General features: G+C 59.7%; 9 protein-coding genes. 1 reads left to right on the top strand and 8 read right to left on the bottom strand.

The window, feature by feature from the left end:
* The 4 genes from NN484_RS21925 to pmrG form a co-directional block, all read right to left on the bottom strand.
* On the bottom strand, nucleotides 1–1014 hold the full coding sequence (locus NN484_RS21925) for an iron ABC transporter substrate-binding protein (RefSeq protein WP_274657883.1): 1014 nt from the start codon (nucleotides 1012–1014) through the stop codon (nucleotides 1–3).
* A 180-nt stretch (nucleotides 1015–1194) separates the two neighbouring features.
* On the bottom strand, nucleotides 1195–2718 hold the full coding sequence (locus NN484_RS21920; protein ID WP_274657882.1) for an ArnT family glycosyltransferase: 1524 nt from the start codon (nucleotides 2716–2718) through the stop codon (nucleotides 1195–1197).
* Complete coding sequence (arnT, locus tag NN484_RS21915; protein WP_274657881.1) at nucleotides 2715–4436, bottom strand: lipid IV(A) 4-amino-4-deoxy-L-arabinosyltransferase; 1722 nt, start codon at nucleotides 4434–4436, stop codon at nucleotides 2715–2717. Before arnT ends, NN484_RS21920 begins: the two co-directional genes overlap by 4 nt.
* A gap of 299 nt (nucleotides 4437–4735) precedes the next feature.
* A complete protein-coding gene (pmrG, locus tag NN484_RS21910; RefSeq protein WP_274657880.1) occupies nucleotides 4736–5416 on the bottom strand; it encodes a lipopolysaccharide core heptose(II)-phosphate phosphatase PmrG in 681 nt (226 codons plus the stop codon).
* Between the two features lie 311 nt (nucleotides 5417–5727).
* On the opposite strand from pmrG, the gene NN484_RS21905 reads away from it, so the two are divergent.
* Nucleotides 5728–7041, top strand: a complete 1314-nt coding sequence (locus NN484_RS21905) for a sensor histidine kinase (protein WP_274657879.1) — start codon at nucleotides 5728–5730, stop codon at nucleotides 7039–7041.
* Here NN484_RS21905 and NN484_RS21900 read toward each other — a convergent pair.
* The 4 genes from NN484_RS21900 to NN484_RS21885 form a co-directional block, all read right to left on the bottom strand.
* Entirely contained in the window at nucleotides 6999–7550 is a 552-nt protein-coding gene (locus NN484_RS21900; RefSeq protein WP_274657877.1) for a PqiC family protein, read from the bottom strand. The genes NN484_RS21905 and NN484_RS21900 overlap by 43 nt on opposite strands.
* Nucleotides 7551–7566: 16 nt before the next feature.
* Nucleotides 7567–9222 carry a PqiB family protein gene (locus tag NN484_RS21895; protein ID WP_274657876.1) on the bottom strand — a complete coding sequence of 552 codons (1656 nt, stop codon included), beginning with the start codon at nucleotides 9220–9222 and terminating at the stop codon, nucleotides 7567–7569.
* A 256-nt stretch (nucleotides 9223–9478) separates the two neighbouring features.
* Nucleotides 9479–10780, bottom strand: coding sequence for an NAD(P)/FAD-dependent oxidoreductase (locus tag NN484_RS21890; RefSeq protein WP_274657875.1), 1302 nt, complete (start codon nucleotides 10778–10780; stop codon nucleotides 9479–9481).
* Nucleotides 10777–11865 (bottom strand): polyamine ABC transporter substrate-binding protein, encoded by a 1089-nt coding sequence (locus NN484_RS21885; RefSeq protein ID WP_127647286.1) that lies wholly within the window; start codon nucleotides 11863–11865, stop codon nucleotides 10777–10779. The genes NN484_RS21890 and NN484_RS21885 overlap by 4 nt, the downstream gene beginning before the upstream one ends.
* Nucleotides 11866–11986 lie beyond the last annotated feature (121 nt).

Here is an 11986-nt window from a genome sequence, read left to right as displayed (position 1 = left end):
TTAGAGCAATCCGGCCTGGGTCATCAGCTCGACGGCTTTTTTGCTGTCGAGGGTCGAAGCATCGATTTTCGGCGCATCGAGGGTTTTGAGCGGCGTCAGTTTCGGGTTGGATGGCGCGTCTTTGCCTACGGCGTATTCGAAGGAGGTGCCGGTTTCGAGAATCTCCTGACCTTCCTTGCTGGTGATGTATTTGACGAACGCCTGCGCTTGCTCAAGGTGTTTGCTCGAAGCCAGTACGCCGGCGCCGGAAGTGCTGACGAACGCGCCCGGGTCCTGATGCTTGAAGTAGTGCAGGCGGGTGTTTTTGCTGTTCTCGCCGGTCTTGGACTGATCGACGAAGCTGTAGTAGTGGTAAATCACGCCGCTGTCGATCTGCCCGGCATTCACCGCTTTGAGCACCGCGCTGTTGCCGCGATAGATCGTCGCGTTGGTCTTCATACCCTTGAGCCATTCCAGGGTGGCGGCTTCGCCTTTTTGCTGCAGGACAGCGGCGACGATCGCCTGGAAGTCGGCGCCGGCGGGGGAGGCGGCCCAACGACCCTTCCACGCTGGGGTCGCGAGGTCGAGCAGGGATTTGGGCAGGTCTTTGTCGGTCAATTTGCTCGGGTTGTAGACGAACACCGTCGAACGGGCGGCGATCCCAACCCAATTGCCGTGGGCCGGGCGGTAGGCGGAATCGATTTGCTCAAGGGTTGTCGGCGCCAACGGGGCAAACAGTTTGGCGTTGTCCACCAGCACCATTGCCGGGGAGTTCTCGGTCAGGAACACATCCGCCGGCGAGGCGGCGCCTTCCTGAACGATCTGGTTGCCCATTTCGGTGTCATCGCCGTTGCGCACGGTGACCGGGATGCCGGTCTCTTCGGTGAAACCGGCGACCCATGCCTTGGTCAGGCTCTCGTGCTGCGCGTTGTAGACCACCAGACCCACCGAGTCGGCCGCAACAGCGTGCCCGGCGCCAAGCAGCGCAGTAGCCAGCAATGCGCGCTTGAAGAAGGATGGAAGGCGTGAATTCATTCGGGCAGCTCCTGTTTTAGACGTTATGAGCAAACTTTCGCAGGAATCAATGCGAACGATTTGCAAGTGTCGAGTCGCGGCAATGTAGGCTGGCAAATGAGAAAAAAACGTCAAAGAAGCCGTTAATACTTGTCATTGCCATTCAAATTTACTGCGACTCTACACTTTTGTCTTACAACGTCATCGCTCAGGAGTGGGGATGTAGGCCACGCTCTGGTCTTCACGCCCGTGGAAGACCTGCTCGCCACGGGTGGGGGTGGTGGTGATGACCTGGTGATCCGCTTTCAGCGCATCCAGTGGCACGGCATCACCGGAGCGGTATTGCGCCACGAAAATCGTGCGTTGCGGATCCCAATGTTGCCCGCTGGTGCGTTCCAGCCAGGCGATCAGCGTCGCTGTGTCGCCATTGTGCGGGAAGTCCTGGACCGTTTCCGGCACGTAGTAAAACGGCGCACCACCGGTCTGCAGGTACATCGGTACTTTGTTGTCGACCTCGATCATGACCATGCGCCATTGATTCAACGGTGCCTGCTGACTGGCCTGTTGGCGAACCTGCTCACCAAAACGGATAACGCCACCGCCGCTGTTGGTCCACGGGTAGAGCACACCCAGTATCGCGGCGAGCAAGACAGTGGTGATACCGAATCCGATCTTCAACCCACGACCGTCACTGTTGCGGGCGGCCATGCGCCGGGTGATCCACCAGGCGCCCAGCAGTTGCGCGAAAGGCACCAGCGGCAAGACGTAATAACTACGGCGACTGCCGCTGGCGGTGAAGAACAGCATCAGCAGCGCGAGCCCTTGAATCAGCCAGCGGGTATCCGGCTCGATGTGTTTCCAGTTCCGCGCGGCGACCCACAGGGCAATTATCCAGCACGGCGCCCAGGGCAGGGTGTAGACCGGCAGGTAGATCAGGTAGGTGTAAATCGGCCCGAACTGATCGAACGGCTGGAAAAACCGCACGACGTTTTCCCGCAACACCAGTCCCAGGCCGCTTTCGCCGTAGTTCGGCTCGCCATAGAGATGCGACAACAGAAACGGCACCATGTAGAAGGCGCCGGCAACCAGCAGCGCCGCGCACAGACGCAGGTTGAGGTGACGCTTCCAGCGCTGCTCGCTGAGCAAATGCGGCAACAGCACCAGCCCGGGCAGAATGAAGCCGATCAGGCCTTTGAACAGCGACGTCAGCGACAACAGCCCGAAGAACACCAGATAACGCGAAAAGCGCGTGTCATCCGGCCCGCGCCAGTACCACCAGACCGCCGCCAGCACGCCGCACACCGTAAGAATGTCGGCGGTGGCCACCCGCGCCCAGAACACGAAGTAGAAGGTGGTCGCCAGCATCCATCCCGCGATCAGCCCGGTGCCTTTTCGAAACAATTGTTCGCCGAGCAGGTACACCAGCCACACGCTGAACCATGCGGAAATCACCGAGGACAATCGCAGCGACCAATGCCCCAGCCCACCGGTGAACCAGGAGGTGGCGGTGATCAGCCAGTACGACAGCAGCGGTTTGTCGTAATACGGACTGCCCTTGAGGTACGGGTCGAAATAGTCGCCACTTTGCAGCATCTGCAGCGCGATGTTGGCCCAGCGGGTTTCCGCGCCCCACAATTCGCGGCTGCCCAGGCCGAGCAATAACAGCAGGGCAGTCGCCGCCAACAGGAGCAGCAACGGCCCCCGGCCAGTTTTGTTCTGGATCATGGCTGGCTCTGGTTGAAGATGAGGATTTCCAGTTGGCCGCGGCGGTAATGCTTGCCGTCGATGGGCAGCAGCTCAAGCTGCTGAGCGTCCGAGGTGCTGTTGACCCGCATCACCACGCCGACCGAGCCTTTTTTGCGGGCTTCGGTCATCCACTGCCCGACACCTTCCAGACTGACTTTTCGCGAGGCCATGGCCGGGTCATCGAGACCGTACTTGAGCTCGCCAACGGTGTTGAACAGATCCACCTGCGGACGACGCAGACGCCAGGACAACGCAGACGCTGCGCCCAGATCGTTGCTGAGCAACGAAGTGGTTTCGCTCAGTTCCTGCTGGTGTTCGGCAATGAACTGGTCCGGCATCTTGCTGTTGACGATGGTCGCCGGCATGGCCGCCGGTAGCAGCGCGATGAGCAGGCCAATGCCCAGCGCCGGCATTGCCCACAGCGTCAGTGGCCGCACTATTTGCAGCGCGCCGGCGATGAGCCAGCCGAGCAGCACGATATAGCCCAGCGACAGGCTGAACATTTCGGTGTGTTCGTAAATTTCGCGGGTCGATTGCAGATAGATCAGTGCGACCAGTGCGGCAATGGCCAGCACCACGTTGACCACGCCGTTGGTACGCAAGACGCGACCGTCCTGCCGGTCGAGCCAACCCATCACGGTGTAACCCATCAGCAAGGCCAACGGCAGCAGGCACGGCATGATGTAGGTCGGGAGTTTGCCGCTGCTCGCGCTGAAAAATGCCAGCGGCAGCACAAACCACAAGGCCAGGAAGCCGATTTTCGGATCGCGTTTTTCGCGCCAGGTGCGCAGCAGTGTCGACGGCAGCAGCAGTGCCCACGGCAAGGTGGAAGCAAACAGCAGTGGCAGGTAGAACCACCATGGGCGCGCATGCTGGGCATCTTCACCGGCGGCAAAGCGGCGGATGTGTTCGTGCCAGAAGAAGAAACGCCAGAAGTCCGGTTCACGGGCATGCACGGCCAGTGCCCACGGCACGCTGACCAGCGCGGCCACTGCGACGGCAACTAACCCGTAACGCACCAGTTCGCCAAAACGCCGCTGCCAGATCATGTAGGGCAGGGCGATCAGTACCGGCAGCATCAGGGCGAGAAAACCCTTGGTCATCAAACCCATGCCGCACGCGAGTCCCAACAGCGCCCAGCCGCCCAGGCGAGCGCGCGGGGTATTGCTGTCGATGGCAAACCAGATCGCAACCAGGCTCAGGTTGACCCACAAGGTGAACTGCGGATCGAGGTTGGCATAGCCCGCCTGACCGGCGATCAGGCCGAAGCTCATATAAAGGAGGGCGCAAGCGGCGCTGATGCGCGTGTTGTTCCACAGGCGGCGCGCCAACAGATAGGCCAGCCATACGCTCACGCCGGTACTCAGCGCCGAGGCGATGCGCACGCCAAACAGGTTCTCGCCGAAAATCGCCTGGCCGATGGCGATCATCCAGTAGCCGGCAATCGGTTTTTCAAAATAGCGAATGCCCATGAAGTGCGGCGCTACCCAGTTGCCACTCTGCAGCATTTCCTGGCTGATCTGGCCATAACGGGTTTCATCCGGAATCCACAGGCCGTGGGTCATCAGTGGCAGCAGATAAAACACTACGAACGCCAGCACCAGACCGGGGATCGCAAAACGCTCGATCAAGCTGCTCTGGTGGAGGCGCGGCAAATTCAACGCCGCGTGGTGCAGCGGTTTGTTCTCAGACGTCATGACTGGACCTTGGTGCAGTACAAGTGTGCGTTTCAGTGAAGCGCCTGGCGATTTCCGTAGCAGGCGTATCACCGGGTTGGATGAATGCAGGTGCGAGCACGTCCGGTGGACGTCTCCTGTATTCAGAGAACTGGCGTGCTTCCAGCTCTAAGTTCTCTCTGGAAAGACAAGCTTTAAAATGGAATATGTCCAGTTTTCGAAACTAAAAAACATTTCTTATTACAAATTGGCGGGCGCAAATGCGCTGGCCAGAGGCTTGTCTGCGCAATACCGCAAAGTTGCGAAAAAAAGTTTGCTTATTATTTACTCATTCGTTGCCAGCCTTCGGGATTCATGATGCCAATCACTTTAAGTTGGCCTTGCGCGTCTATCCGCACTAAAACAGCACTGCCATACTCGGCAGCGACAGCCCGGGGGTAACCGGTTTGCCTTTCAAAGTCGGCGATGCAGCCGCTGTGAGTCACCAGGATCATGTTCTGCCCGGGCGTCTTGTGCGCCACCACGTCATCGCGCAGTGTCGGGCCACAGGTTTCCAGCCATTCCTGGGCTACCGCATCGTGGCCGAGCATGTAATGCGCAGTCTGCATCGTGCGCGTCAGCGGGCTGCTGAAAAACTGGGTTTTCTCCAGGCCCAGTTGCGTGAAGCCACGGCCAACAACGCCTGCAGCCACACTGCCAACTTGAGTGATACCGTCCGCCGGGCCCAGACACGTATTGGTCGAGCGGTCGCAACGTTCGGTATGACGTACCAGTGCGACGACCTCACCGGCCTGCCAGGCGTTCACCCATTCCTGGGTGGCAGAGGCGCTGGCATAGCGCAGGTTGGCGGGCGAGCGTTGCATCCAGACAAAGCCAAGAATCAGTGCAATCAGCAGCAAACCGACAGCAATGATTGCCCAGGTGCGCGGACGAGAGAGGTTCGATCTCTTGGGTGCTGATTGTATTTGTACTAATTCAACCACAACGTTGCCCCTTGTCATTCCCGAGTTCCATTCAGTACACACAGTGCAACGTAAGCTCTAGGAGGTTAGTTACTTTACGGTGGCTTGCTTGAATGGCTGCTGAACACTACGTTCAGACTCGTGTCGGAGCAGTGAAGAACATGTGAAAAATTTGCGAGGGCCAGCGTGTTTTAACTAAAACGGGTATTTGATAAACAAACTCAAATACCCGTTTTGTTTGTTTTAGGCACTTAACAACAGCGCCGGGCAAGGTGAAGCTGCGAGCGTTGGGCAGCGTCGTGGCGCTGCCCCTTGCAGCCCTGACATCAGCACTGGAGTCATTGAACCGGATGGACCTCAAGCAAAGCCTCGCCAATCGGATTGTGATTGTGTTCGCCTTGATGAGCGCTCTGGTTGCCGGTGTGTTCGCAATGGGCATTGTCGCCACCGTGCATGTCGTGGAGCACAAGTTGACCATGACCGCCCTGAACGGTGGGTTGCGCCGGTTGCTGGCGATGGACGACATCCGCCAATGGCGGCATGAGCCGGAAAAAAGCGAACTGTTTTTCTTCGAGAACGGTCCCGGCCCGATGGCGCTGGCGGAACCACTGGCGAGCCTGCCCCTGGGCTTCCAGGAGATATCGTTCAACGGTGATGACTTCTATGCCATGGTTGACGCGGTTGGCGGACGCAAATATGTGCTGCTGCGCAATCAGGAAAGTTTTGAACAGCGAGAGCACCTGCTGTTCGTCGTGGTGATCGTCGGTTTCATCCTCAGCGTCATGTTGGCCGTCGCGCTCGGCAGGTTGTTGGCGCGCCAGGTCATGGCCCCGGTGATTCGCCTGGCGGGGCAGGTGCGTCATCGCGATCAGTTGATCGCGTTGGCCCCGGCATTGCGTCCCGATTACGCCGATGATGAGGTAGGGGAGCTGGCACAGTCTTTTGACCAGACCCTTGGCCGGTTACGAGACACCCTGAATCGGGAAAAGCTCTTCACCAGTGACGTGAGCCATGAACTGCGCACGCCGTTGATGATTCTGGCCAGCTCCTGCGAGTTGTTGCTGGTCAACCCTTCGCTTGATCCGCGTTCCACTGCGCAGGTCAAACGTATTGCCCGGGCCAGCGCCGAGATGCGCCAACTGGTCGAGACCTTTTTGATGCTGGCGCGCAAACCCGAAGAGCTTGGCACCGCGTCCACCTGCACCCTCAAGGATATTGCCGATGCTCAGGTGGAAATCTGGGGGCGATTGATTCGCGAAAAAGGTCTGGAGTTTATCTACGAGCCGCAACTGGCTGGCACCACGCGATACGACCTGACGTTCTTGCAGTCGGTCATGGGCAATCTTTTGCGTAATGCCTGGCACTACACCGATCATGGCTTTGTACGGTTGACCTTGCTCAGGGACAGCTTCGTGGTTGAGGACAGTGGTATCGGAATTCCGGAAGAGAAACGCCACGCAATGTTTCAGCCATTCGTACGCGGTGATGAACAGCGTGGTGAAGGGCTTGGACTGGGGTTGTCGCTGGTGCAGCGAATCTGCAGCCATCAACGCTGGCAAGTCCAACTGGTGACTCGCGAACCCAACGGCTGCCGTTTCACCGTCACGCTTTCGGTGGCGACTCAGGAGGCCGATGGACAGGTGCGTGAATTGCCCGCCGCCTGATTGATCAGTGCCGCCAGGCGTCTGACGTTATTCTGTTGCGCCGTCACCAGTTCATCGATGCTCGGGCCTGAGGGTGTTTGCAAGGTCGAATGGCAAGTCAGCAGGCCATTGTCCGCCGCACCGCTCGGGCGCAGACGCCATTTGACGTCGATCAGTCCGTACTGGCCGGGGATCGAATCAAATCGCTGCACATCGATGCGCACCGAGACATTGCCGCGACTGCCGGTATTGCTCAGTTGATCGCTAAGCGCACTGCGCAACTCATCCGCCAGACTCGCCCCCCACCATTGGGTTTCCAGAATCGCCAGGCCGTTGTTGCCCTGGCGGATGACGATTTGCGGGCGGTCGACTTGCGGCGGCACGGTGATTCCCTCGATGGGAATCACCGTGCCGGCCCGCGTGTTGGTCAGTTGCACCGGGGTCAGGGTGTGAAAACTGATTGGCTCGCTGCGACAGGCGCCGAGCAACAGGCACGCTGCAAGCACGGTGATCTTCAACGGTGCAGCCATGGTCTGACTCCTGTGCTCAATTGCGCGGTGGTCCTTTCAGGTCCAGCGGTGCAGCGTTGTCGGGACGGCCACGGATCAGCGATTCCGGGTGGCGGCCGAGGTAGTCAGAAAGCTCACGCAGCGAACGCGACATGCGCCCGAGTTCGTCGAGTGTTTCAGTGAGTTTTTCACGCTGCGGCGAATCTTCGGCCAGTGTCGAGCTGGCCGATTGCAGGGTCTTGCTGACATCCGCCAGGGTGGTCTGCACGCCTGGCAGGGTCTTGGCGTTGAACTGTTGCAGGCCTTTGCGCAGCTCGACCAGATTGCTGTCGAGGTTGCCGGCAATCCGTTCGACCGGCAGTTTGTTGAGCTTGTCGACCATCGCTTCGAGTTTTTCCTGCAGTTGTTCGAGACTGCCGGGAACGGTCGGCAGAGCAACCGGGCGAGCCGTTGGGTCGAACGCGACTTTTTCCGCTTTGGGGAAGAAATCCAGCGCGATGTACAGTTGTCCGGTCAGCAGATTGCCGCTACGGGCCTGGGCGCGCAGGCCGTTATCGACGAAGGTGCCCAGCAGCCGAACACCGGCAGCCTCGTCGTTGGGATCGTGCTTGAATTCCGTGAGCATCTTCTTGTAGGCCTGGCCGAGGCGCTGCGGGTAAATGACGATCCCGACGTTAAGCGGGAAGGTGCGTTTTTTCGCGTCGAAATCCAGGTTGATGCCCACGACCCGACCGATCTCCATGCCGAGAAACTCCACCGGCGCATCGACCTTGAGTCCGCGCAACGACTGCTCGAAACGCAACACCATGTATTGCGCCTTGCCATTGGGCGGGGCGAGGGCGGCCTGTTGATCGGCGAACAGCTCGAAGTCCTTGTCCTCGCCTGCAGCCACATCGTTGGGACTGTAATCCGGCGCACGGAAAGCAATGCCGCCCACCAGCAGGGTCGAGAGTGATTCGGTCTTCACCGCAAAGCCGTTGGCGCCGACATTGATATCGATACCGCTGGCATTCCAGAACCGGGTGTTTTCGGTGACGAAGGCGTCGTTCGGCGAGTGAATGAACACCTCGATATCCACTCCTTTGCCTTCGGGATTGAGGGCGTAGGTGACGACCTGGCCGACCGGGATCTTGCGGTAGTAAACCGGGGAGCCGATGTCCAGCGAACCGAGATCCGGTGCGTGCAGCATGAAGCGCTTGCCCGGTTCGCCGTAGGTGATCGGTGGCGGATTTTCCAGGCCCTTGAAGTGTTTGGCGCGGTTGTTGGCCTGACCGATGTCAGCGCCGATATAGTCGCCGGAGAGCAGGGTGTCGATGCCCGAAACGCCACCGGCGCCTATGCGTGGGCGCACGACCCAGTACTGTGAGTCTTCGCGGGTGAAGGTTTCGGCCTGTTTGGACAGTTTGATGGTGGCGTCGACGCTCTTCTGGTCGCCGCTCAACTCAACGTCAGTCACCTGACCGATCACCACGTTGCGGTATTTGACCTCGGTCTTGTTGGCGGTCAGACCGCTACCGGTCTTGAAGTTGACGATGATCGTCGGGCCTTCCTGCATCACGTTGTGCACCACCAGCGAAATGCCGACCAGCACCGCCACGATCGGCACGATCCACACCAGTGAAATGCTGAAACGTCGGGTCTTGATCGGGGCTTGGCCCGGTGCTCGCGGCTCATCGGCGGCTGACGACTTCATCCATGTCCTCCTCGGTTTATCGGGCACTGAGCGCCAGGAACGCAAAAGCACTTCATCAATATAGAAGTGCTTGGCGATAGAGCAAATGTGTACAGCTCACCAGATAAGAAACAGAGTAAGGGGACAGTGATTTGTGGCGAGGGAGCTTGCTCCCGCTGGGGCGCGAAGCAGCCCTCGCTCTTCATTACCTGAAAAGCCAGGGACTGCTGCGCAGTCCAGCGGGAGCAAGCGCCCTCGCCACAAGTACGATATTGCGTTAACCGAGGATTTCCCGCAGGCGATACCAGAACATGCCCAGTGCCAGCAGTGGCGAACGCAGGGCCGGGCCGCCGGGGAAAGTCATGTGCGGCACCGCGCTGAACACGTCCATGCCCTGACTGTGGCCCGCGTGGATTGCCTCGCCCAGCAGCTTGGCGCACCAGTGCGTGACGTTCAGGCCGTGACCGGAATAACCCTGCGCGTAGAACACGTTCGGCTGCTGCTTGAGGCGCCCGACCTGCGGGAAGCGGTTGGCTGTGATGCCGATCTTGCCGCCCCATTGATAGTCGATGCGCACATCCGCCAGTTGCGGGAAGACCTTGAGCATCTTCGGTCGCATGTAGGCGGCGATGTCCGCCGGATCGCGTCCGGAATAATGGCAGGCGCCACCGAACAACAGACGCCGATCCGCCGAGAGCCGGTAGTAATCGAGGCCGACTTTCTGGTCGCACAGCGCCAGATTCTGCGGGATCAACTGCGCGGCGTGCTCCTCGGACAATGGCTCGGTGGCGATGATGTAGCTGCCGGCGGGCAGCACTTTACCGCTGAGTTGCTGTTCGAGTTCATCCAGATGCGCGTTGCAACCGAGCACCAGACTGCCGGCGCGGACGGTGCCCGTGGCGCAGCGCACCTGGACAGTTTCGCCGTGGACGATCTGCTGCACCGGGCTTTGCTCGAAAATCCGTACGCCGAGGGAGGCCGCCAGACGCGCTTCGCCCTGCACCAGGTCCAGCGGGTGCAAATGGCCGGAGCCCATGTCGACCAGACCACCGGCGTAGACGTCGGCATTCACTACTTGTTGACGGATCTGTTCGGGGGCGACCAGCCGGGTTTCATGGCGGTAGCCGAGTTCGCCGAGGCTGACTTGCTCGTCCTTGAACGCGGCGAACTGTGCAGGGGTGTTGGCCAGCTCGCAGAATCCCCAGCGCAAGTCGCACTCGATACTGTGGTCGGTGATGCGCTGTCGCACCAGTTCCACCGAATCGATCCCGGCGCGCTGCAAGTAGCGCACGCCGTCATTGCCGACATAGCGCGCGAAGCCTTCGACCTCATGACCGATGCCGCGGATCAACTGCCCACCGTTGCGCCCACTGGCGCCCCAGCCGATGCGCCGGGCTTCGATCAACACCACCGACAACCCGCGCTGCGCGAGCTCAATGGCGGTGTTGACCCCGGTGAAACCACCGCCGATCACGCAGACATCAACGCTCAGGTCACCGTCCAGCCTGGGGTAGGGAGTGGTTGCCCGCGCCGAGGCTGCGTAATAGGAGCGGGCGTGTTCCTGGGTGTACTGATTCATTTGTTCGACTTCACTTTGCTCCAGGACCGGGTCATCAGACGCATGATCGACTGGGGCGGGGTGGTGGAAATGTACAGCTTGTCGAGGACTTCCTGTGGCGGATAAACCTCTGGGTTATTCACCAGCGCCACGTCCATGTACTGTTTGGCGGCCGGGTTCGGGTTGGCGTAACCGACCGAGGCGCTGACCTTGGCGATCACTTGCGGATCGAGCAGGTAATTAATGAAGGCGTGGGCTTCCTTCGGGTTGGCGGCGTCGGCCGGAACCGCGAGCAGGTCAAACCACAGATTGGAGCCTTCCTTGGGAATGGCGTAGGCGATGTTCACGCCGTTCTTGGCTTCCTTGGCGCGGTTGGCGGCCTGGAACACGTCACCGGAATAACCGAAGGCTACGCAGATGTCACCGTTGGCCAGGTCCGAGACGTATTTGGAGGAGTGGAAGTAGGTGATGTACGGGCGGATGCTCAGCAGTTTGGCTTCAGCCTTTTTGAAGTCTTCCGGGTTCTCGCTGCGCGGATCCATGCCCATGTAGTTGAGGATGGCCGGGAACACTTCGTCAGCCGAGTCCATCATCGACACGCCGCACTGCGACAGCTTCTTGATGTTTTCCGGCTCGAACAGCACGGCCCAGGAATCGATGTGGTCGATGCCCAGCACTTGCTTGACCTTGTCGACGTTGTAACCGATGCCGTTGGTGCCCCACAGGTACGGCACCGAGTGCGCGTTTTGCGGGTCGTTTTTCTCCAGCAGCGCGAGCAGTTTCGGGTCGAGATTTTTCCAGTTCGGCAACTGCTCGCGATCCAGTTTGAGGAACGCACCGGCCTTCACCTGACGGGCAAGGAAGTGGTTGGACGGTACCACCACGTCGTAACCGGTACGCCCGGCGAGCAGCTTGCCTTCCAGGGTTTCGTTGGAGTCGAAAACGTCGTAGATCACCTTGATCCCGGTCTTGGCCTGGAAGTCGGCGAGGGTGGTTTCACCGATGTAGTCGGTCCAGTTGTAGACGCTGACCTGGGGTTGGGCCAGGGCTGCGGTGCTGCACAACATTGCCAGTGCGGCGGGGACCATGGATTTCAGTAGACGCATATCGACACCTCTTGAAGTTATTGGATTTTTTCAGGTGGTTCGCTATTCCCCTTGTGGGAGCGAGCCTGCTCGCGAAAACGGAGGGTCAGGCAACGTCGATGGTGACTGTGCTGACGCCTTC

The sequence above is a fragment of the Pseudomonas serboccidentalis genome, from assembly GCF_028830055.1.
Classification (GTDB): Bacteria; Pseudomonadota; Gammaproteobacteria; order Pseudomonadales; family Pseudomonadaceae; genus Aquipseudomonas; species Aquipseudomonas serboccidentalis.
This window is presented reverse-complemented; position numbering and strand designations above follow the sequence as displayed.